Origin of the sequence: Kaistia terrae (assembly GCF_026344005.1) — a bacterium.
GTDB lineage: Bacteria > Pseudomonadota > Alphaproteobacteria > Rhizobiales > Kaistiaceae > Kaistia > Kaistia terrae.
This window is the reverse complement of record NZ_JAPKNH010000001.1, coordinates 893,875-914,432: the sequence shown is the minus strand read 5'-3', so window position 1 is coordinate 914,432 and position 20,558 is coordinate 893,875. Positions and strand designations below refer to the sequence as shown.

Annotated in this window: 19 protein-coding genes; 9 read left to right on the top strand and 10 right to left on the bottom strand. The window is 64.2% G+C overall.

The features are described 5' to 3' along the window. The first annotated feature begins 41 nt into the window (after window positions 1–41). Window positions 42–1,283, top strand: a complete 1,242-nt coding sequence (locus tag OSH12_RS04225; RefSeq protein WP_266342234.1) for a glycosyltransferase family 4 protein — start codon at window positions 42–44, stop codon at window positions 1,281–1,283. On the opposite strand, the gene OSH12_RS04220 is transcribed toward OSH12_RS04225, so the two are convergent. The 6 genes from OSH12_RS04220 to OSH12_RS04195 all read right to left on the bottom strand — a co-directional run bounded on the left by OSH12_RS04220 (window position 1,238) and on the right by OSH12_RS04195 (window position 10,205). Further along, window positions 1,238–2,419 (bottom strand): SGNH/GDSL hydrolase family protein, encoded by a 1,182-nt coding sequence (locus tag OSH12_RS04220; RefSeq protein ID WP_266342233.1) that lies wholly within the window; start codon window positions 2,417–2,419, stop codon window positions 1,238–1,240. The two genes, OSH12_RS04225 and OSH12_RS04220, sit on opposite strands and share 46 nt — an antisense overlap. 39 nt (window positions 2,420–2,458) lie before the next feature. Beyond that, the gene (locus OSH12_RS04215) at window positions 2,459–3,541 is read right to left on the bottom strand and encodes a glycoside hydrolase (protein WP_266342232.1); all 1,083 of its coding nucleotides are present in this window, start codon (window positions 3,539–3,541) and stop codon (window positions 2,459–2,461) included. 7 nt (window positions 3,542–3,548) lie between these two features. Then, window positions 3,549–4,793, bottom strand: a complete 1,245-nt coding sequence (locus tag OSH12_RS04210) for a polysaccharide pyruvyl transferase family protein (protein WP_266342231.1) — start codon at window positions 4,791–4,793, stop codon at window positions 3,549–3,551. A 90-nt stretch (window positions 4,794–4,883) separates the two neighbouring features. Further along, the gene (locus OSH12_RS04205; protein ID WP_266342230.1) at window positions 4,884–6,059 is read right to left on the bottom strand and encodes a polysaccharide pyruvyl transferase family protein; all 1,176 of its coding nucleotides are present in this window, start codon (window positions 6,057–6,059) and stop codon (window positions 4,884–4,886) included. A gap of 32 nt (window positions 6,060–6,091) precedes the next feature. Then, window positions 6,092–8,773 (bottom strand): glycosyltransferase, encoded by a 2,682-nt coding sequence (locus tag OSH12_RS04200; protein ID WP_266342229.1) that lies wholly within the window; start codon window positions 8,771–8,773, stop codon window positions 6,092–6,094. Beyond that, window positions 8,763–10,205, bottom strand: a complete 1,443-nt coding sequence (locus OSH12_RS04195) for a DUF6212 domain-containing protein (protein ID WP_380224323.1) — start codon at window positions 10,203–10,205, stop codon at window positions 8,763–8,765. Before OSH12_RS04195 ends, OSH12_RS04200 begins: the two co-directional genes overlap by 11 nt. A 184-nt stretch (window positions 10,206–10,389) precedes the next feature. Here OSH12_RS04195 and OSH12_RS04190 point away from each other — a divergent pair, with 184 nt between their 5' ends. Then, window positions 10,390–10,998 carry a GNAT family N-acetyltransferase gene (locus OSH12_RS04190; protein WP_380223689.1) on the top strand — a complete coding sequence of 203 codons (609 nt, stop codon included), beginning with the start codon at window positions 10,390–10,392 and terminating at the stop codon, window positions 10,996–10,998. 12 nt (window positions 10,999–11,010) lie between these two features. Here the strand turns inward: OSH12_RS04190 and OSH12_RS04185 are convergent, their stop codons facing one another. Further along, window positions 11,011–11,256 carry a hypothetical protein gene (locus tag OSH12_RS04185; RefSeq protein WP_266342227.1) on the bottom strand — a complete coding sequence of 82 codons (246 nt, stop codon included), beginning with the start codon at window positions 11,254–11,256 and terminating at the stop codon, window positions 11,011–11,013. 147 nt (window positions 11,257–11,403) lie between these two features. Between OSH12_RS04185 and OSH12_RS04180 the strand changes: the two genes are divergently transcribed. Beyond that, complete coding sequence (locus OSH12_RS04180) at window positions 11,404–12,048, top strand: DsbA family oxidoreductase (RefSeq protein WP_266342226.1); 645 nt, start codon at window positions 11,404–11,406, stop codon at window positions 12,046–12,048. A gap of 32 nt (window positions 12,049–12,080) precedes the next feature. Then, complete coding sequence (locus OSH12_RS04175; protein ID WP_266342225.1) at window positions 12,081–12,500, top strand: VOC family protein; 420 nt, start codon at window positions 12,081–12,083, stop codon at window positions 12,498–12,500. A gap of 72 nt (window positions 12,501–12,572) precedes the next feature. On the opposite strand, the gene OSH12_RS04170 is transcribed toward OSH12_RS04175, so the two are convergent. Together OSH12_RS04170 and OSH12_RS04165 are read right to left on the bottom strand one after the other, a co-directional pair. Beyond that, window positions 12,573–13,118 (bottom strand): putative glycolipid-binding domain-containing protein, encoded by a 546-nt coding sequence (locus tag OSH12_RS04170; protein ID WP_266342224.1) that lies wholly within the window; start codon window positions 13,116–13,118, stop codon window positions 12,573–12,575. 40 nt (window positions 13,119–13,158) lie between these two features. Beyond that, complete coding sequence (locus tag OSH12_RS04165; RefSeq protein ID WP_266342223.1) at window positions 13,159–14,631, bottom strand: NAD-dependent succinate-semialdehyde dehydrogenase; 1,473 nt, start codon at window positions 14,629–14,631, stop codon at window positions 13,159–13,161. A gap of 139 nt (window positions 14,632–14,770) precedes the next feature. Between OSH12_RS04165 and OSH12_RS04160 the strand changes: the two genes are divergently transcribed. The 5 genes from OSH12_RS04160 to OSH12_RS04140 all read left to right on the top strand — a co-directional run bounded on the left by OSH12_RS04160 (window position 14,771) and on the right by OSH12_RS04140 (window position 19,837). After that, window positions 14,771–15,958: a serine hydrolase gene (locus tag OSH12_RS04160; protein ID WP_266342222.1), complete on the top strand. Its 1,188-nt coding sequence runs from the start codon at window positions 14,771–14,773 to the stop codon at window positions 15,956–15,958. A gap of 4 nt (window positions 15,959–15,962) precedes the next feature. After that, a complete protein-coding gene (aguB, locus tag OSH12_RS04155) occupies window positions 15,963–16,853 on the top strand; it encodes an N-carbamoylputrescine amidase (RefSeq protein ID WP_266342221.1) in 891 nt (296 codons plus the stop codon). A 296-nt stretch (window positions 16,854–17,149) separates the two neighbouring features. After that, complete coding sequence (locus tag OSH12_RS04150) at window positions 17,150–17,971, top strand: transporter substrate-binding domain-containing protein (protein WP_266342220.1); 822 nt, start codon at window positions 17,150–17,152, stop codon at window positions 17,969–17,971. Further along, window positions 17,961–18,851 (top strand): amino acid ABC transporter permease, encoded by an 891-nt coding sequence (locus OSH12_RS04145; RefSeq protein WP_266342219.1) that lies wholly within the window; start codon window positions 17,961–17,963, stop codon window positions 18,849–18,851. The genes OSH12_RS04150 and OSH12_RS04145 overlap by 11 nt, the downstream gene beginning before the upstream one ends. Before the next feature lie 50 nt (window positions 18,852–18,901). Further along, window positions 18,902–19,837 carry a homocysteine S-methyltransferase family protein gene (locus OSH12_RS04140; protein ID WP_266342218.1) on the top strand — a complete coding sequence of 312 codons (936 nt, stop codon included), beginning with the start codon at window positions 18,902–18,904 and terminating at the stop codon, window positions 19,835–19,837. Here OSH12_RS04140 and OSH12_RS04135 read toward each other — a convergent pair. Then, window positions 19,834–20,538 carry an HAD family hydrolase gene (locus tag OSH12_RS04135; protein ID WP_266342217.1) on the bottom strand — a complete coding sequence of 235 codons (705 nt, stop codon included), beginning with the start codon at window positions 20,536–20,538 and terminating at the stop codon, window positions 19,834–19,836. The genes OSH12_RS04140 and OSH12_RS04135 overlap by 4 nt on opposite strands. Window positions 20,539–20,558 lie beyond the last annotated feature (20 nt).

Below are 20,558 nucleotides of genomic sequence, written 5' to 3'. Positions count from 1 at the left end.
CGGGTCCGCGTCCCGTTGGCTGGACCACAGGGTGTTGTCGCGTGAAGGTGCTGTTCATTCACCGACGCGGGGTAGGCCAGTTCGAACATCTGGCCACCGACCTCGCCGCCAGGGGCAGCGAGGTGACGCTCGTTACGGAGAGCGTGGATCGTCGCTTGGCGGGTGTGCGGATCGTGCGACATCGGGCCGAGCCGCCGCCAAGACCCGGCGTCGTGCAAAGCAGCCCGCTGGCGACCACTGAACATCACGTGCGGATCGGCCTCAGGGTCGCGGAGACGCTGGATGCGCTCGTGCGAGCCGAAGGTCCGCCCGACATCATCGTCGGCCATATCGGCTGGGGCAGCATGATGTTCGTCAAGGATGTCGTGCCGCGAACGCCGGCGCTTGGCTATTGCGAGTTCTTCTACAGCGCCGAGGGCGCCGATGTCGGGTTTGATCCCGCGGATGTCATCGACCTGGATGTGCGACAGCGGCTCCGGCTGCGCAATGCCGCACAACTCGTGACGCTCGATGCCATCGAGGCGGGCATCAGCCCGACCGGATGGCAGCGCAGTCGCTATCCCGAAAGCGTCCAGCGCCGGATCGCCGTCTGCCATGACGGCATCGACGTGCAGCGGTTCCGCCCCAATGCCGGGCGCGGGCTCTCCCTCCCCGATGGACGTGTCATCAAGGCCGGCGATCCCGTCATCACCTTCGCGGCGCGTGACCTCGAGCCTTATCGCGGCTTTCCGCAGGCCGTGAAAGCGGCCGCCCGCGTTCTGGAACGCAACAAGGACGCGATCTTCGTCTTCGTGGGCGGCGATTCGAACAGCTATGGCGCCTCGCGCCGCGATGGAAAGTCGTGGAAAGACGCCATCCTGGAAGAAACCCCGCTGGATCCGACACGGGTATTCTTTCCCGGGCAGGTTCCGCACGAGATCTTGACGCAGTTATTCCAGATTTCGACGGCGCATATCTATCTCACCTACCCGTTCGTGCTGTCCTGGTCCGTGCTGGAGGCCATGGCATGCGGAGCGTTGGTGATCGGCTCGGCGACACCACCAGTGCAGGAAGTGATCCGGCATGGCCAGAACGGACTGCTTGTGCCGTTCTTCGAGCCCGAGGCGCTGGCGGACACTCTTCTTGATGTGCTCGCACGGCCGGAAGCATTCGCCGACATGCGCAGGGCCGCGCGCCATACGATCATCGAGCGCTATGCACTCGGCAAATGCCTGACGCGGCAGCGATCCCTGATGGCTCAGCTGCTGGGCGCTTCGATGCGCTCGGTTGCCGCCGCCGGCTGAGGCCGGATATCCGCGACCGGCTCGGCGACGCAGGATTTCAGCGTTCCCGTATAGAGCATGCCGAGCAGCGGCATCACGCGCTCGGCCGAGGCGTCGAATTCGCCATGGGCGACATTGTCCTTCGGCACATGGCGATTGACGCCCGGCACGCCCTGCGCCACCTGGATCGAACAGGAGAGCTTCGTCGGCTCCTGCAGCAGAGTGGGGCCGGGATAGAGAAATTCGCAGCTGAGCATCGACAGCAGGAATTTGAAGACGCCGTCGCGGACGCCCCCCTTCAGCATCGCCGCCTCGACCGTCTCGCCCGGCATGGCGATTTCGAGCGCACTGACTTCCGGAGCGCAGACATAGGCAAAGGCGAGCGGCCTGCCCTTCTCGAATTCGAGCTTCAACCGGTATGGACCGAGATCAGCCGTCGTCGCCGCGAAGCGGCGGTTGCGATAATCGCGCGCCGGCAGGCCGCAGGTATCGATCAGCGTCTTCGCGTCGAGCACCTTCGCTTCGGCGAAGTGATGCACATCGATCGGCAGCGGCAGGGCGCGCGGCTGTGACGGCGCGGCGAGGATCTGCTCCAGCTCGCCCGCGACGATATCGGCGACGATGCTGGTCGGGATCGGGCGAGCATAGTGACCCTGGTCCGAATAGAACGACGGATCGGTGACGACCTCTCGGCCGAAGCGAAGCATCAGGTGGCGCGAAACATTGACGACCGAGGTCTGGTACCACTCCGAAATGTAATGCATGCCCGCATCGATCGCCGGCACAGCGCTGACATACGAGCCGCCGCGGGCTCCGAACACCAGCGAGACGATCCGCAGATTGGGGTTCTGCGCCCGCGCATAGCGGATGATGCCTTCGTAGAAGCGGGCCCAATGACGGAACGGCCGCCGTTCGTCGCCATACACGAAGGCATCGTTCAAGGCGTATTCGATGATCAGGACATCGGCCTCGGCGAGATGATGCTCGTTCGCTTTCAGCTGGAAAAGGCCGAAGCCCGACGTCGTACCGCCGACGGAGAGATCCGCGACCACGTCGAGCGCCACACCGCGTCGCGCCATGGTGGCGAGCAAGCTCGGCCAGTAGCCAGGCTGCATGACCGTGTTTGAGCCACCGATGACGATAGTCCGGAGCGCCATGCGCATTCCTCCCTAAAACTTCAAAACGGGATCGGGATTTCAGTCGGCCACAGGCCGGACGGCGGCGCGGCCCGCCGAAGACAGGCCGCCGCAACGCCAGACGCTGTAGGGCGTCTTGCTGTCCCAATCGAAATAGTAGGCAGCCTCGACCCGGCCGGCCTCGATGTCCTCGTCAATGATGGCGCGGACCTGGTCGACGAGCGCGGCGCGCTTGTCGTCCGCGATCGGGCAGGTCGGCGAGGTGTTGGCGACGCCCCACTCCGTGATCCAGCACGGCTTGCCCGACTGGGCGGTCCCACAGAAGGCAAGCGCCTCGCGCACGAGCGTATCCCGTCGCTTCTTCGTGCCGGTGCTGCCGGGATAGACATGGATGCCATAGGCATCGACCAGCGTATCGAGGCCGCGCTCCCGCATGCGCGCCGTCCAATCGGCAGCGGGCATGATTTCCAGCCCGACGCGGCGAGAGAATGGCACGGGCATGTCCGAGAGACCGGCCGAGATCAGCTTCGCGTCGCGGTTCAGCTTCGAGGCACGAAGCTCCTCATGCGTAACGCGGATGATCTCCACATAACGATCCAACCCCTGCGCGACCTTGGCCGGGTCGCCAGGCGTGATGGCGCCACTGGCCTTGCCAGGCCTAACGGTCAGGTCGCCATTGTAGCCGGCCCAGTTGATCTCGTTGCCGGGCTCGACCGCCACCACCGTCACGCCCATCTGGTCCAGCTTCGCCAACGCATCGCGCATGACGATGCGATAGCGCTCGGGATCGAGATCCGACAGCCGATAGGCGTCGTGGCTCTGGCCCTTGGCCGGACGGCGCTTGGTGCCCTTGGGATAGAAGTCAGGATTATTGAGCGAGATTTCGAGCAGGATGCGCAGGCCGGCCTCGTGCGCGATCCGGACAGCATCAAGGCTCGGGTCAACCGGTGCACTCAGCGACAGACGCACCGATGCGACGCCGCTCTGCCTCATCTGATCAATGACATTCTGCCGCTCGGCCGGCTTCTTCCAGCCAAGATTGACCCGGTTGAAGCCGAGTTCGGCGGCCTCGGCGGGAGCACCGCAGAGGACGCCTAGCCACGCCATCGCCCCGGCCAAAGCCGGGGCGATGCGTGCAGGCATGCGTGGATCAGGCCGGCTCATGAGCACGGGCTGCCGGCTGCGGGGCGGCGGGCTTCGCCGGCTGCGGGAAGCCCGGCTGCTGGATCCCGATGTCGTTCAAGGCCGTGCGGAAATTGATCTCGCAGGCATTGTATCGATCGATCGAGGCCTGGGCGTCGATGGTCGAGAGGAACTCCTTCAGATAGGCCTTCTTCTGCGCCTCGCGGTTCCAGATGCCGGCCTCGAGATGCGGGAAGCCGATGAACTCCAGCATTTCGCGCATGCGATCGTCGACGGCGATCATCAGCGAGGGAACGCCGGCCTGCATGGTGATGATGCAGCCATGGAAGCGGCGGCCGAAGCTCAGATCGAGCTGCGAGGCCCATGTGCGCCAGCGATTGGTGTCGAAGAAGACATGCAGGTCGTTCTTCCGCTGCCACTTTTCCTGATGCTTGTATTCCAGCGGCGCGACGATGCGGCCGGACGGCGCGTCATAGGCCGGCGTCGCATCATCGCCCTGGATGTTCATGTTGTAGACGACGACTTCGTCCTGGATGACGTAGTGGGCGGTGCTGTCGGGCTTCAGCAGCACATGCGCATCGACGATCGTGTCGGCGACGCTGCCGAGATAGCCACCGAAGGCGATCTTCTGGGATTCGACCAGTTCGGGATTGGCCAGCTTCGTCAGCGCCTGGCGCATGCCATCGGGATTGAAATAGAGCGACGGGCAGCCGGTCGGCCGCACGAACTTCATCCCCTGCTCCTTCAGGAACTCGGAGGTGAAGTAGCCGCGCGTCAGGAAATAGCTCTCCTTGGCGCGCAGCACGTCGAGGAATTTTTGCGTGCCGGCGGGGAGCTCGTCGCGAAGATTGGCCTTCTTCTGGATGCCGATGCCCATCACGACGACCGGCATCTTCAGCTTCTCGAAGACCTGCGCTTCGAGATCGGCCGAATAGCCGGGACGCAGCAGGTTTGCGGAGGCGAAAACGCAGATGTCGAAGGCCTGGCTCAACTCGTCATACGCGCCCGGCTGCGACAGGCTGTTGGCGAGATGCCAGAACGGCACATAGGTGACGTCATGCCCCTTGAGCGCCTGGCCCGCGCCCTCGCCAATCAGGTAGTTGCCGGTGTTGGCGATCTTCTTGACCTGGTCGATGACGTCCTTCTTCGAACGGATATCGTCGAAGTAGGGCCGGTGGCGCACCGTCGCGCCCGAGGCGCTGGCAACCGTACGCTGAAGGTAGGAAGGAATGCCGGTCAGCAAAATGCGCATGACGCTTGTCCTTTGAATGATCTGGTTATCGGAAACGGGAGGCCGCCCTGCCCGTTTTCGGACCGGGTCGGGCGGGCGGCAAACGCAGAGCTAGTTCAGGCCGATATCGCGAAGCGCCGTCCGGAAGTTGGTCTCCCGGTCGTTGTATTTCTCCACGACCTGCGGGACGTTCAGATCCGCCAGATGGTCGGAGACGAACTCGGCACGATCGTTGGCCGCTTCGAGCGCGGAAGCCTCGATGGCCGGCAGACCGGTGAAATTCAGCATTTCGCGCATGCGGTCATCGACCGCCACCATCAGGGCGGGAACGCCGGCCTGGAGTGCGATGATGTTGCCGTGGAACCGCCTGCCGATGGAGAAGTCCATCGAAGAGGTCCAGGCGCGCCACTGGTTGGTATCGAAGAAGGTATGGAGCTTCAGCTTGCGCTCCATCTGGTCCGAATGCTTGTAGGCCATATCGCCGATCATCTCGCCGGAGGTCGAGTCATAGACCCGGCCGTCCTTGTTCGGCTCGACCTTCATGTCGAAATGCAGGAATTCGTCCTGCACGACATAGAAGTTCTCGCTTTCCGGCTTGCTCAGCATGTTGACGTCGCGAACGGCTTCTTCCGTCGCGCCGAGATAGCCGGAGAATACCGTCCGGCCGCTGCCGACCTTGACGTCCGGAAGGCGCTTCAGAGAGGCCCGCATGTTATGGGGCTGGAAATAGACCGAGGGGCAGCCGGTCGGCCGCACGAAGGAGAAGCCTCGCGACTTCAGGAACTCGGCCGTCTCGTGGCCGCGGGTGAGGAAGTAGTGCTCCTTGCCCTTCAGGATATCGAGCAGCGCCTGCGTGCCTTCCGGCAGGCCGGATTCGAGGTCGGCGCGGTTCTGGATGCCGATGCCGAGCATGACGATCGGCATGTTGAGGTTCTTCAGGACGAGCGCCTCGGCATCCGCCGACAGGCCCTTGCGCAGGAGGTTGGCGCAGGTGAAGACGCAGATGTCGAAATTGGCGTTGATCTCATCGAGGCCGGTGCCGTTGGTGCAGGCATTGTGGAGGTGCCAGAACGGCACCTGCGTGGCGCCGGCCGGCATGGCCCGCAAGGCGCCCTCACCGATCAGGTAATTGCCCGTGTTGCTGATGTTGTTCAGCTCACGCAGGAAAGCTTCCTTGCTCTCGGGCTGAGGCTGCTGCTCGCCATAGTTCACGGTCGCGCCCTTCGCGCTCCGGACGAGCCTCGTATAGTGGCCGGGAATGCCCGTGATCAGGATTCTCGAACGCATGCAAACGCACCTTTCCTCTTGTCCTGCCATCGTCAGGCGACGGCTTGGACTTCAATCTCGGTAATGGGTTGATCGAGCGGACGGCGCGGCGCGCGCGCAACGATCCGGGGTGTCGCGGAAACGGTGCTGTCGCACCATTCGACGAAGGGGCCGAACGAAGCCGCCCAGGAGCGGCCCGACGCGGTGAAGAGACCACCATCGCGAAGACGGCCGAGACGGGCCCTGTCCCGAGCGAGAAGCTCCACGGCGCCGGCAAGATCGGCGACGATCTTGAGGTCGGATTCGCCTTCGATCAGGATGCCGTCGCGGCCATCGGTGACCAGTTCGTCGACAGCGCCAACGGCTGTCGCAACCGGCACGCAGCCGACCAGCTGTGCCTCGGCGATCATCAGCGGCGCGCCTTCCCAGCGCGACGGCATGATCAGGATATCGCCCCAGGCCAGGATCGTCGCAATTTCGCGACCGCTGAAGATCGGCGGCCGGACGGTGACGCCGAGTTCACGCAGCTTGCCGGTCCAGGAGCTCGGCTGATCGGCAAGGATCTCGCCGCCCACCGCCAACGCCTCGAACGGGATGTTGCGATCGCGCAGGATCTGTAGCGCCGCATGGATGCGGTCGATGCCCTTTTGCGGCTCGAAGCGGCCCATGTAGAGGATCCGCAGTGGCGCATCGGTGGGGCGCGCCTGCCGGTTCTGCACGATCTCGCTCAGCATCTTCGGCTTGACCGAAATGCTCGGGGCGTTGGCGACCGCATAGATCTTCTCGAGCGGCACGCCATAGCTGTGCAGATAGACCTTGAGCTGCTCGGAGCAGGTCAGGAAGGCATCGTAGCAATGCTCGTGCGCGATCGCCGCGAAGGGCTGGCCAGCCGGGCGACGCAAGGATGTCTCGTCCACCACATGCAGATAGCAGGCGGTGCGCGCACCCTCGGAACGCAGCCGCGCCATCAGCGGATGCACCGCCATAACGTGGTTGTTGATGATCAGGTCGAAGCCAGAAAGCACGCCCTTCAGCGCATTCCAGTCGACATCGTGATACTCGGCGATGAAGTCCTGCCCGAGGAAGCGATTGGTGCCGCCCCAGGCCGGGATGCCCTGCTTCCAGAAATGGATGTAGTCGAATGAGGCGTCGAACTCGTCGAGAACGTCCATGCGCGCCGAACCCAGCACGAACAGATGCGTTTCGAAGCCCTCTGCCTTCAGCTCGCGCGCCGCCGCGAAAGCGACCTTTTCGGCACCGCCGAACGAGGCGTTTGGCACCAGAAGCGCCAGCGTGCGCTTGCCGTTCTTGGCATGGCCGAGCGGCAGGACCGGTGCGCCGCCAATTTCGGTGCGAAGCTGCTTGTAGAGTTCCGACAGGGCGGGAAGTCTCGACCCACGCCATGTCCAGCGCTTGCCGGCGAAGGTCCGCAGCGGGCTGGTGGCGATGGTGTGAACCAGGTTGATCAGCGACTGCTCGGGGGTCGCGGACGAACGCTTTGGTGCGGCGCCGGGGAATGGAAAGCGCAGCGTGACCACGGCAACGGTCGGCCAGACCTGGTCGGCGGCGATCGAGTCAAACCAGTCCATCGCGTTGTTCTGGATCGCATCGCGCGCGATGATCGACGACATGAAGACGAGGTCGGCCCGGCCCTTGCGGACATGGCCGGAAGGCTGGATCTCGATGTCGATGCCGCGCTCGGCCGCGACATTGCGGATCTGCACGAACACGACGTTGGCAGCCTCGGTCGCGCGCTCCAGATGAACCAGCAGGTTTGGCCAGAGACGCGATTCCTGCAGCAGCTTCAGCGTCTCGGCGCTGCCCGCGGCCAGGAATGGCGGAAAATGAAAATTGTCGGGTTCGGCCGCACTGCCCCAGAAGGCGCGGATTGCCTCGTCGAAATCGAGAATCGAGGGCTGCATGGTCGGATCGGTGAAGCAGGCGATCGCGCCGTCGCCGGTGCGCAGCATCGCGTAGCGCGGCGCTTCCTCATGCTCGAAATCGACCAGCGTCGATCGGCGGAACAGCGCCTTGTGGCGCCGACGCAGGAAGCTCACCGAGGCAGCGCGGTCGCGGTTCGCCTCCTTGAAGCGACTTTCGGCGCGCAGCCGGTACTCGAAGGCCGTGTCGTGGCAAGGCACGCCGACGAAACCGGCCTCGATGCAGGAGAGCCAGAACTCCCAGTCCTCAAAACCATTCTGCCGGTCGGCGTCGAAACGGACGCCGGCATGGAAGACATCGATCGAGATCATCGAGCCGGTGTCGCAGATATTATCGGCGACGCAGTGCGTCAGGCGTGAATAGCCGTCGCCATAGTGCGCGCCCCAACGCACCGAGAAGGTGTCGATATTGGTATAAACCCAGCCGCACTGCTCGGCCTTGAGCCGCTCATACAGCGTCTCGATGGTCGTCGGCAGCACGCGGTTATCGGCGTCGAGGAAATAGACCGCCTTCGCGTCCGGCAGCGTCTCGACGATGAAATCGATCGCCCGGTTGCGCGCGCCGCCGGGGCCGGCATTCGGCCCGAAGATCACATGCAACTCGGGCCGCGTCGCAGCATAAAGCGTCAGCGCGTCGAACACTTCGCGGCGCGGATCGCCGTCGACGGAGACGACGACCTCGATGCGGCACTCGGTCCTTGACGCAAAGGCCGTCTCCAGCGCCTCGACGGCCAGGGCCGCGTGACCATAGAGCGGCATGGCGATGACGACGAGATCGGCGGCCTCACTGCGCATGGGCAACCTCCCCGCGCGGCTCGACTTCGAAATGGCGGACCAGACGGAAGTCGGACACCTTGAGCCAGGAGAAATCGACGGAGTCGCCCTTGGCGCGGCTCAGGATGACGAGGTTCATCGTTCGCTGCGTCGGGCTGTCGAGCACAATGTTGATGCTGGCAGACTCCCCGGCAATCACGTCGCGCCAACCGCTGAAGTAGGCGGAGCGTCGGGCCGCTCCCTCCCGCTCGAGAATAGCGATCTCGGAGCGAAGATTGGCGGCACTCGGCGCCAGCAGGAAGCCGACGAGCGCCGGCTGCCCCTCTGCATGGTCGATGGTGGCGCGGGCCGAGAAGCGGACCGTACCGGGCGCGACCGCGTTGGCGACCGCACCGGCCGAAATGCCGGCCGGCAGCGGATGACAGACGATGGCGTCCTCGTGCTCGAGAAAGCGGATGGTCTGGAAATCGGGCACGATCGGGCTGACGGATACGTCGGCGACAGCGCGCAGCGCATCGATCGGCAGGCGATAATCCTCGATCCGGCGACCGCCGATGAGCGAGCTTGGTGCGATCGAATTCGGCAGCGCGGTCGGACGGACGCCGGGAATGCCGGAATAGATCTTGATCGCCAGCGGCCGGTGATCGAGATCGCCATGCGGCGTGCGGGCACGGGCTGCGTAGCGGCGGCTGGCGATCGGATGGCCCAGCGACGGCGCGGGCGGCTCGGCACCATTGGCCGAGATCCGCAGCCGCAGCGTGCGCGGGCTGCCATCGCAGGCCTTGGGCAGGGAGAAGAAGTTCCAGTCCGCCGCGAGATCGGAGAAGGGCACGATCCACTCGGCAACGCCCTCGCCGTTCTCGACATAGTCGAGCGTGACGATCACTTCGCCGCTGCCCTTGGCCAGATTGCGGAAATGCAGTGCGAAACCGGAGACGCCAAAGCTCGAGACGGGGAACAACTGCTCCACCCAGCCTTCGCGCATCAGGCGACCGATGCCCTCGTCCTTCGGATCGACAAAGGCGTCATGGGCGAAGATCTCGCTCGCCGGCTCCCAGTTGCGAGCCCGGAAAGCATCCTCCAGCACGCGGAAATTCTCGAACAGCGTCTCGCGCTCCCGGCGCAGCATGACCAGCTCCGTCGCCATGGTGCTGGCATAGCTGGAGATGCGCCCAAGGCCGGATTCGAGAACCGTCTGGATCAGCGCGGCGACACCATCCACATCGCGATCGATGCGGATGACGGGCGGCGCGGGAATGGTCGCCATCTTGACGAGCGCGGCACAGATGGCGTCGATCTCCGACGCTCCCGCCGGCGAGGCGACGACGGCCAGGACCGGGTAGACATCCCGCATCGTGCCATCGCTGCGGAAAAGCTCGTCTGTAAAAGTGACGAGATGGGCCAGCGGGCCAGCGGCCAACTCGGCGCGGTCGCTTGCGCCGGCGAGCACCATGCGAAGCGATGCCTTGGTTTGCGTCGGAACGACCGGGTCAAACTGGCTCTTGATAGGTTTGTTCACGTGGCAGCGTCCGTTCATGCAGAGCAGTCCAGTCGAAATCGTAAGCATTACGATTAGACAAACTTGCTTGTTATTCGGATACGCCGATTAGTATCGCTTCATTTTGCAGCGCACAACAATGTTGAAAATAAATATTAATTCCTATTCTTGCAGAATATTTGTTCAAAATTTGAATTTAAAAGTAGTTGTTTCCCGAGAAGAACAAGACGATCATCGAAGAATGAACATTCGGGACGAAACCGCCAGGGACGGAAAGGCCATAAGCGAGGTGATCGCCGCGGCATTCCAGGGTCACCCGCACAGCCAGCAGCGCGAGGGGGCCCTCGTCGAGGCCTTGCGCGCCGATGGTGCACTGCACGTTTCGCTCGTCGCCGTGGAGGATGGGAAGATCGTCGGTCACGTCGCCTTCTCCCCCGTCACGATTGACGGCGCGGACGAAGGCTGGTTCGGGCTGGGGCCAGTGGCGGTGCTTCCGGAGATGCAGGGGCGCGGCATCGGCCGAGCCCTGATCGAAACGGGACTGGAGCGCATCAAGGCGCTGGGCGCAGCCGGCTGTGTCCTGGTCGGCGAACCGGAATTCTATCAGCGGTTCGGTTTTCGAGCCGATCCGCGATGGACCCTGTCAGGCATACCGCCCGAATATTTCATGGCGCTCGTCCTGCCGCCAGGACAGGAAACGCCAGCAGGCGAAGTCCGCTATCACGCAGCCTTCGCCGAAGTCGGGTAGAAACGTCGAAGCCTACTGGGGACGGGGCATGCTGGCGCGAACATCTTCGCGGGTCAGGACGCCAGCGAGAACAGCGCCGAGCAGGGCGCAGACCACCAGACCCAGACCAGCCCAGAACATCACGAAATTTGCGCATCCGCCTGCATTGCAGCCCACATCCACTATCCGCTGCAACAGCATGCCGATGCCCACTCCCGTTCCGACGCCGACGATGCCGCCGAAGATCAAACCGAAAAAGGCTGCGAAAGCGATACGCATGGTTTTGTCCTGAGACTGGAATCTGTTCGCCGGAAGGGATAGCACCGATCCGGAAGCGCGACTGTGTCCTCAGTCACGCAGGCTTGGTATAGCTGACGTTCATTTCCGATTGGTTGACGCGACCTTTCCGCGCGACGGGAGATTTTTATGTCGAAGATCCAGATCGACGTCGTCACCGACATCGTCTGCCCCTGGTGCTTCATCGGTGTCAAACGGCTGCACAAGGTGCTCGCCGAAGCCGGAACCGAAGCGCAGATCATCCATCATCCGTTCTTCCTCGATCCGACCGTGCCGCCGGAAGGGATCGACGTGGCCGAGAAGATGCGCAAGCGGTTCGGCGGTGACCCGGGGCCGATGTTCGCCCGTGTCGAGGCCGAAGCCCGCAAGAGCGGCATCGCGCTCGACCTGTCGAAGCAGCCACGCATGCGCCCGACGGCTGCGGCGCATACGCTGATCCGCCACGCGCTGGACAAGGGCACTCAGGACGCGCTGGCGACCGCCCTGTTCGAGGCGCATTTCATGGATGCCCGCAACATTGCCGACCCGGACGTCCTCGCCGAAATCGGCGCACGGCATGGCTTCACGGCCGAGGAAGCGCGGCGGCTGGCAACCGATGCAGCAGAGCTGGAGATCACGCGCCAGGAAGCTGCCGCCGCTGCCCAGGGCGGCATCAGCGGCGTGCCGTTCTTCGTCTTCAACCGACGTCTTGCCCTGTCCGGCTGTCAGCCGGAAGATGTGTTCGAGCAGGCTCTTGCCCAGGCGACGGAAGCAGACGCCGAGGCCGGTGCCTGAAACGAATAGCGAACCGATTGGAGGAAACGCGAATGGTCCGAACGTCCCATATCTTCCCGGTGCTGCGCTACAGAGATCCAAGAGCCGCGATAGAGTTTCTGATCAAAGGGTTCGGCTTTGAAATTCACGCGCAGCATGAAGGACCGGACGGCGAAATCGTCCATGCGGAACTGCGACTGGGGCAGTCGATGGTCATGCTGGGCGGCTTCACGCCGGAACTGGTCGCCAGCGGACGGACGGCGAGCGGCGGAACCGGAGGCGTCTATGTTTCGGTCCGTTTCGTCGATGCGCACTACGACATGGCGGTCGCCGCGGGCGCGAAGATCACCCGCCCGCCGGAAGATATGGAATACGGCTCGCGGGAGTATTCCTGCCGCGACAGCGAGGGCTATGAGTGGTCGTTCGGCAGCTACGATCCACTCGGCACGAACGGCAAGGTCGCCGACGCCTGATCCAACATCGCCGCATCGCCCGCGCCGCATTTTCCTGCGGCCGGGCAATGCAGCATGCAAATGGCCTGACGCTCAGGGAATGCGTCGGAACAGCCCGTGATAAAGCGTGGGCAGGCCGCTCTCTTCCGTCTCGATCTCGGCGCGGAATGTGCCGTCGATCGCCTCGTAGAGATAGCGGCGGCCGGCCTGCAGGCAGGTGTAGCGCTGTCGATCCAGTTCGACTTCCAGATCCGGAAAACGGACATAGACCGCCGTGATCTCGCCCACCTCCCCCTCGGCCAGCCCCAACCGCCGGATCGCCAGCATATTGGTGACGGGACTGGCGGAAAAATCGACGTCGCTGGCGCCGACCAATGCCGGCACCCGCTTGCCGTCGCTGTTTCGCCAAAGCCCGTCGCCATCCGATTGCAGCGTTATCGACGGACCGCCGACAATGGCGACCCGTGCCTCGGCAACGTGGCCGTCCGGGTGGCAGGAGAGTTCGTAATGGGCGGCGAAGCGCGCCTCGCCGCCGGACAGGATCGCCCCCTCGGCGGCGATCCCCGTCGGACGGTCGCTGAAGACCATATGCTCCAGCCCCTCGCCGTCCCAGCTCTGCCAGCGCACTGCCTTCGACATGTTGCCCGCCTATCGCGTTGTGGTGCCTAGTGAAATCAGCCTACCGGTCGAGGCCGGCGACAAGAAGGTACTTCTTCTCGACGAATTCATCGATGCCGTGATGCGAACCCTCGCGTCCGTTGCCGGATTCCTTGACGCCGCCAAACGGTGCCAATTCCGTCGAAAGCACGCCGGAATTGATGCCGACCATGCCGTATTCGAGCCCCTCGCCGACGCGGAAGATGCGGCCGATATCGCGCGAATAGAAATAGGCCGCGAGGCCGAATTCGGTGTCGTTAGCGGCCTTGATGACCTCTTCCTCGGTCTCGAACTTGAACACCGCCGCGATCGGGCCGAACGTCTCCTCGCGGGCAAGCTGCATGGTCCGCGTCGCGCCGGTCAGCACGGTCGGCTCGTAGAACGAGCCCCCCAGAGAATGCCGATGGCCGCCAAGAGCCACCTTCGCGCCTTTGCTCGTGGCGTCCTTCAGATGCTCCTCGACCTTCTCGATCGCCTTGTCGTTGATCAGCGGGCCCTGCGTGACGCCGTCGTCCGTGCCATTGCCAACCTTGAGCTTCTCGACCGCCGCGATCAGCTTCTTGACGAAAGCGTCGTGGATGCCGGCCTGCGCATAGATACGGTTGGCGCAGACGCAGGTCTGGCCCATGTTGCGGAACTTCGAAATCATGGCGCCCTCGACCGCAGCATCGAGATCGGCGTCGTCGAAGACGATGAACGGCGCGTTGCCACCAAGCTCCAGCGCCATCTTCTTCACCGTGGTCGAAGCCTGCCGCATCAGCAGCTTGCCGACTTCGGTCGAGCCGGTGAAATTCACCAGCCGGATCGCCGGATGCGACGTCAGCACGCCGCCGATTTCCGACGCGCTGCCGGTGACGACGTTGAACACGCCCTTGGGAATGCCGGCGCGATCGGCCAGTTCGGCCAGCGCCAGCGCCGTGAGGGGCGTCTCGCCGGCCGGTTTCAATACGACCGTGCAACCGGCAGCCAGTGCGGGCGCAACCTTGCGGGTGATCATGGCGGCCGGGAAATTCCACGGCGTGATGGCCGCGACAACACCGGTCGGCTGGCGCAGCACGAGAATGCGCGCATCGGCGCGATGGCTCGGCAGCGTCTCGCCGGCGATGCGCTTGGCCTCTTCCGCGTAAAACTCGACATAGGAATTCGCGTAGTCGATCTCGCCCTTGGCTTCCGCCAGCGGCTTGCCCTGCTCCGAGGTCAGGATCATGGCGAGGTCATCCTGATGGGCGCGGATGCGCTCAAACCACTGCCGGACCAGCTTTGAACGTTCCTTGGCGGTCTTGGCCGCCCAGAGCTTGAAAGCGGCGGCGGCGGCATCGACGGCTGCGGTCGTCTCATCGACACCAAAGCGCGGCACGCGGCCAATGACGGCGCCCGTCGCCGGGTTGGTGACATCGATCGACGGCTGGCCGACCCAGGCCCCATCGACATAGCACTGGTCCTTTACGAGCGTCGGATCGATCAGCTTCAAGGTCTTGACGGTCGACTTGTCCATGGTGCTACTCCTTCACGTCGATTGGCCAATGGCTGCGGCTTGGAACCGTTCCATTTGCCGTCCGACGATAGCGCGGCGGCGTCCGGTTCGCCATGGAGCGTATCGCCCTTGCCGATGAGGGCACAAAACGGGATCGAGCATGCGACTGTTCAAAGATCTGACGACAGCCATCGCCCTCACCGCCGCTCTTCTCACCTCCCTACCTGCCAAGGCCGAGACCATGACGCCGCAAGCAACGCTCGAAGCCCTGATGACGCCCAAAGGACTGACGGCCGCCCGTTTCGACGCGCGCTTCCTCGCCCAGGTCTCGTTCGCAGAGGTCGAGGCGCTGGTTGCCAGCCTGATCGCCAAGCATGGCCCGTTGCAGGGGATACACACGGCCGGCGAAGGCTTCACGCTGCGCTTCGCCAGGGCAAACCTGCCGACCTCGATCACGCTGGACAAGGATGACCGCATCATCGGCCTCTGGTTCGGCGCGGCCGAAACCCAAGGCGCGATCGCGGACCTCGCGCAGGAGATCCAGGCCCTGCCCGGCAAGACGGCGCTGCTCGTCATCAGCAACGGCCAGGACATCTTCGCCCATGCGGCAGAGCAGCCGCTGGCCGTCGGATCCGCCGCCAAGCTCGCCGTCCTTGTCGCGGTCCAGGGCGCGGTCGAGCAGGGAAGGCTACGCTGGGATCAGGTGGTGCCGCTCGATCCGGCGTGGAAGTCCCTGCCCTCTGGCCAGTTGCAGGATTGGCCGGACGGCACGCCCCTGACGCTCGCAACCCTCGCCAATCTGATGATTTCGATCAGCGACAACACCGCGACCGACGCGCTGATCCGCATTGCCGGCCGCGAGGTGGTCGAGGCCATATCGCCCGCCAACGCGCCCTTCCCGACCACGCGCGAACTCTTCACGCTGAAGACGGCCGACAAGGCTCCGATGCGGGCCGAATGGGTGGCGGGCGACGCCGCCGTGCGCCGCGCCATTCTGGACGGAATCGCGAAGGAGCCCCTGCCCCCGGTTGGGGCGATCAGTTCCAGCGCCACCCATGAGGTCGAATGGTTCTTCACGGCGCGCGAACTCTGCCGCCTGCTCGACCAGACAGCCGCGCTTCCCAGCGTCGGCATCAATCCCGGCCTCGCCAGCGCCAAGGCCTGGAAATCCGTCGCCTACAAGGGCGGTTCGGAGATCGGCGTGCTCAACCTTTCGACCCGCGTCGTCAACAGGGATGGCGGCGTTCATTGTGTCGTCGCAAGCTGGAACGATGATGCCCCGCTTGACGATGAGAAGCTGTTCGCGCCCTATCGGGGCATCCTCAATCGCCTCGCCGAGCGGGAGTAGAACCATGCGCCAAGTCACCGTCGCCGCCACGCAGATGGAGTGCGACTGGGATCGCCCCGGCAACATCGCGCGGGCGGAACGCCTGGTGCGGCAGGCGGCGGCCGAGGGCGCCAACATTATCCTGATCCAGGAACTGTTCGAGACGCCCTATTTCTGCCAGGACCAGTTTCACGACCATTTCAACCTGGCCCAGCCCTTCGAGGGCAATCCGCTGATCGCGCATTTCGCGGCGCTGGCGGCGGAACTCTCCGTCGTGTTGCCGGTCAGCTATTTCGAGCGCGCCGGCCAGACCGCCTATAACAGCATCGCCATCGTCGACGCCGATGGCAGCGTGCTCGGCAATTATCGCAAGAGCCACATCCCGGATGGCCCCGGCTATACCGAGAAGTTCTATTTCTCGCCCGGCGATACCGGCTTTCGCGTCTGGCCGACCCGCTTCGGCAAGATCGGCGTCGGCATCTGCTGGGACCAGTGGTTCCCGGAATCGGCCCGCGCCATGGCGCTGGGCGGTGCCGAGATCCTGTTCTATCCGACGGCGATCGGCTCCGAGCCGCAGGATTCCTCGCTCGATTCCGCCCCACACTGGCAGCGTGTCATGCAGGGCCACGCCGGCGCCAATCTGATGCCGCTTGTCGCCTCCAACCGCATCGGCACCGAGCGCGGCCTGAACGGCACCGAGATCACCTTTTACGGCTCCTCCTTCATCGCCGACCCAACCGGCGCCAAGCTCGTCGAGGCCGACCGCGGCAGCGAGAGCGTGCTGACCGCGACGTTCGATCTCGATGCCATCGCCCATCAACGCCGCTCCTGGGGCGTGTTTCGCGATCGGCGGCCGGACCTCTATGGCGCGCTGACGACGCTGGACGGACGCCATCCCCTCGCCGCCGGGCGCTGATCGCCTTCATATCATTCGACGGCACGGTTTCGCAGGACGGCATTCCACCGCGCCGCATCGAAATGGCATGGTGTTGCTTAACTTGCCGACATCAATGTTCAATATTTGAACAAGAATATTGATGCCCCGGCATGTTTCAAGCGCTCTGAAACGAAGGATGAATTCGTCCTATATTTCGGATTGAAAGCAAAAATCGTCCACCTTCGGGCAGACGTTCCCTATGCGTTTGAGATTTGCTCCAGGCTCAAATCCATATTGATCCATGACCTTCACGGTCACACTGGAGTTCAAATAGAATGAATTTTCGTCCTGCGCTCGCTCTTGCGGCGACCCTTCTGCTTGCGCCCAATTTCGCCCATGCCGGCGAGACGCTGGACCGGGTGCTTTCCACCAAGGTGTTGAACAACGTCGTGGTCGACGACTATCCACCCTTCACCTTCCTCGACAAGGACAACAATCTCGCCGGTTTCGACATCGACGTCGCGCAGGCCGTCGCCGACAAGCTGGGCGTCAAGGTCGTCAATTCCGTCCCCGGCTGGGAAGTGATCACCGCCGGCCGCTGGGCCGGGCGTTGGGACATCTGCATCTGCTCGATCACGCCGACGACGGACCGCGCCACCGTGCTCGATTTCATCGTCCAGTATTACAGTTCGCCGGCCGTCCTCGTCGTCAACAAGGACGAGACCGCGATCCAGTCGATCAAGGACATCTCCGGAAAGCGCGTCGGCGTCGGCTCTGGTTCGAGCTATGAGGCCTATCTGGACAAGACCATCGTCATTCCGGGTGAGAAGGCCATCGCCTTCCCGTTCGAGCACCCGGTCAAGGTCCCCACCGACGAGACCATCAACTTCCAGAACCTGGCGCTGGGCGCCGGCGTCCGGCTCGACGCGATTGTCGCCAACATCGCCACCGCCAAGGGCCATATCGACGCTGGTTCACCGCTCAAGGTCGTCGGTGAACCTCTGTTCGGCGAGCCGAACTGGATCGCCGTCGACAAGGGCGACGCCGAGTGGAACGCCAAGGTGGTCGAGATCATCGAGGGCCTGCGCGCGGATGGCACGCTGAAGGCAATCTCGGAGAAATGGCTCGGCACCGACATCACGCGCAATGACGTTTGAGCTGAGGCAGGAACTGCCACGAGACAGCGGCGTCCGCCGGCCACGCTTCCTGGCCGGCGCGACGCCATGGCTCGCGGGCTTCTCGGCGCAACGCCGGTTCGGCATCAAGGTCGGCCTCGTGTGGGCCGGCCTGTTTGCTGTACTGGTCGTCGGCTTTGTACAGTTCGGGCTTGATGGCGGCGCCATCGCCCAGCGCCTGCCGTTCATGCTCGGCATCCGGCTGACGCCGAACGGCATGATCCAGGGCGCCGCGATGACGCTGTTCGTCACGGCAAGCTCTGTCGGCTTCGCGGCGTTCCTGGGCGTGGTGACGGCATTGGGGCGGATGTCTTCCAACCCGTTCTGCTTCGCCATCGCGACCTTCTACGGCTCGCTGTTTCGCGGCACGCCGCTGCTGATCCAGGTGCTGCTGATCTATCTGGCGCTGCCGCAGATCGGCATCATTCTCGGCCCGCTCACCTCCGGCATCCTGGCGCTCTCGCTGAACTATGGCGCCTACAACGCCGAGATCGTCCGCAGCGGCGTCCGCTCGGTTCCCGCCGGCCAATGGGAAGCCGCGATGTCGCTCGGCCTCCCGCGCTGGCGCATCGCCTGGAAGGTGATCGCGCCGCAGGCGCTTCGCGTCATCATCCCGCCCGCCGGCACGCAGGTCGTGTCGATGCTGAAGGATTCGGCGCTGGTATCGTTGATGGGCGTCTGGGAACTGAACTTCCTGGCTCAGTCCTACGGCCGCTCTACCTACAAATACATGGAAATGCTGACGACAGCCGCCGCGATCTACTGGGCGATGTCGATCCTTCTCGAATTCTGCCAGGCCAAGCTCGAACGACGCTTTGGGCGCGGCTTTCCGGGTGCTACCAGCAACACCAAACGATCCTGACCGTCGCCGGCCTGGCCACGACGTGTCCGATACCTGCAAGGACAAGAACCATGACGACGCATGACAAGGTGACCATTCTCGACGGCGGCATGGGCCGGCAGCTTGAACGCATCGGCGCACCGTTCCGACTGCCGGAATGGTCGGCGCTGGCGCTGATCGAGGCGCCGCATCTGGTGCAAAAGGCACATGAGCAGTTCATCGAGAGCGGCGCCGAAATCGTCACCACCAACACCTATGCCATCAAGCCGCACCAGATCGGCGCCGAGCGCTTCGAGGCGGAAGGATTGCTGCTGGCCGATCGCGCCGGCCGTGTCGCCCGCGCCGCCGCCGATCAGGCGGGACGCCCGGTCCGCGTCGCCGGATCGCTGCCGCCCGTTTTCGAATCCTACCGGCCGGAACTGTTCGACGCCGCCGGCGCGCCCGAAATCCTCGGCGTGCTGGTCGAGGGCCTGGCGCCGCATGTCGATCTCTGGCTGATCGAAACGCAGAGTTCGACGGTCGAGGCATTGGCCGCGATCGCGGCGATTGCCGACCATCCGAAGCCGATCTGGGTCTCCTACACGCTGAAGGACGAGGCCGGCCGCACAGGCCCGCCGGAACTTCGCTCCGGCGAGACGGTTGCCACCGGCGTCACCAAGGCGGTCGAGGCCGGCGCCGTCTCGATCCTGTTCAACTGCAGCCAGCCGGAAGTCATGGAGGCTGCCATCCGCGAGGCGCGCGAAACACTCGATGCAAACGGCCGCAGCGACGTGAGCCTCGGCGTTTATGCCAATGCCTTTGCCGCCGAAGCGGAAAGCGACGAGCCCTATGCCGGCATTTCGGACATCCGCGCCGACGTCACGCCGGCGCGCTATCTGGTATGGGCGACACGCTGGATCGACGCCGGCGCCTCGATCGTCGGCGGCTGCTGCGGCATCGGCCCGGAGCACATCGCCGAGATCCGACACCATCTCGATCCGGCGCGCCCGGAGACCCGCGCGGGCTAGTTCATCGTCTGAAGAAGTTCCGACAATTTACTGATATCGCTGATGATATAATCAGCGTCCGGCGCCAGCTGTTCGGCCGACATGAAACCGCTCTCGACGCCGATGGCGATCACGCCGGCGGCGCGGGCGGCATGCAGATCGTGCAGTGTATCGCCGATCATCGCCGTCTCGCCCGGCTGGAAACCGAACTGGTCGAGGAAGGCCACGATCTGGCCAGCCTCGGGTTTGCGGCCATGGCCGGAATCATAGCCGAAGATCGCATCGAACCAGGAGACAAGGCCGAGCCGCTCGCATTGCGACCGCGCACCGCGCTCGGAATCATTGGTGACGACGCCGAGGCGATAGCCCGCCTGCTGCAGCGTCTCGAACACGGCCGAGGGCTCGCCGATCGGCGTCGCGGCATGAAGCGTCGCATCATGGAACAGGTCGCGCAGAAGCTGGTCGAAAGCGGCTTCGCCCGGACGGCCGAGCGCTTCGGCCCAAAGCGGGATCAGCTCCCCGACCGAGCTGGCAATGAAGGGCGAGGTCGGCAGCAGAACCCGCGCCTCCAGATCATAGTGGACGATCGCGGCCAGACGCGCGGCGACGGCGGCGTCGCCCTCCGCCAGCGTGGCGATGACCGAGCCCGTGGCGGCGTCCCAGGTCTTGGCGAAATCGAGGAAGGTCCCGTCCTTGTCGAACAGGAGCGCGCGCAGCTGCATGGCGTAATCCGTTGGAAGTC

Bases quoted from the DNA above. Each gene is read 5' to 3' on its own strand.
- OSH12_RS04140 (WP_266342218.1), top strand. From the start codon at position 18,902: ATGACGACGCATGACAAGGTGACCATTCTCGACGGCGGCATGGGCCGG.
- OSH12_RS04165 (WP_266342223.1), bottom strand. From the start codon at position 14,631: ATGGACAAGTCGACCGTCAAGACCTTGAAGCTGATCGATCCGACGCTC.
- OSH12_RS04210 (WP_266342231.1), bottom strand. From the start codon at position 4,793: ATGCGCATTTTGCTGACCGGCATTCCTTCCTACCTTCAGCGTACGGTT.
- OSH12_RS04205 (WP_266342230.1), bottom strand. From the start codon at position 6,059: ATGCGTTCGAGAATCCTGATCACGGGCATTCCCGGCCACTATACGAGG.
- OSH12_RS04200 (WP_266342229.1), bottom strand. From the start codon at position 8,773: ATGCGCAGTGAGGCCGCCGATCTCGTCGTCATCGCCATGCCGCTCTAT.
- OSH12_RS04180 (WP_266342226.1), top strand. From the start codon at position 11,404: ATGTCGAAGATCCAGATCGACGTCGTCACCGACATCGTCTGCCCCTGG.
- OSH12_RS04190 (WP_380223689.1), top strand. From the start codon at position 10,390: ATGTTGAAAATAAATATTAATTCCTATTCTTGCAGAATATTTGTTCAA.
- OSH12_RS04160 (WP_266342222.1), top strand. From the start codon at position 14,771: ATGCGACTGTTCAAAGATCTGACGACAGCCATCGCCCTCACCGCCGCT.
- OSH12_RS04175 (WP_266342225.1), top strand. From the start codon at position 12,081: ATGGTCCGAACGTCCCATATCTTCCCGGTGCTGCGCTACAGAGATCCA.
- aguB (WP_266342221.1), top strand. From the start codon at position 15,963: ATGCGCCAAGTCACCGTCGCCGCCACGCAGATGGAGTGCGACTGGGAT.
- OSH12_RS04215 (WP_266342232.1), bottom strand. From the start codon at position 3,541: ATGCCTGCACGCATCGCCCCGGCTTTGGCCGGGGCGATGGCGTGGCTA.
- OSH12_RS04185 (WP_266342227.1), bottom strand. From the start codon at position 11,256: ATGCGTATCGCTTTCGCAGCCTTTTTCGGTTTGATCTTCGGCGGCATC.
- OSH12_RS04220 (WP_266342233.1), bottom strand. From the start codon at position 2,419: ATGGCGCTCCGGACTATCGTCATCGGTGGCTCAAACACGGTCATGCAG.
- OSH12_RS04145 (WP_266342219.1), top strand. From the start codon at position 17,961: ATGACGTTTGAGCTGAGGCAGGAACTGCCACGAGACAGCGGCGTCCGC.
- OSH12_RS04135 (WP_266342217.1), bottom strand. From the start codon at position 20,538: ATGCAGCTGCGCGCGCTCCTGTTCGACAAGGACGGGACCTTCCTCGAT.
- OSH12_RS04195 (WP_380224323.1), bottom strand. From the start codon at position 10,205: ATGGTGCTCGCCGGCGCAAGCGACCGCGCCGAGTTGGCCGCTGGCCCG.
- OSH12_RS04170 (WP_266342224.1), bottom strand. From the start codon at position 13,118: ATGTCGAAGGCAGTGCGCTGGCAGAGCTGGGACGGCGAGGGGCTGGAG.
- OSH12_RS04150 (WP_266342220.1), top strand. From the start codon at position 17,150: ATGAATTTTCGTCCTGCGCTCGCTCTTGCGGCGACCCTTCTGCTTGCG.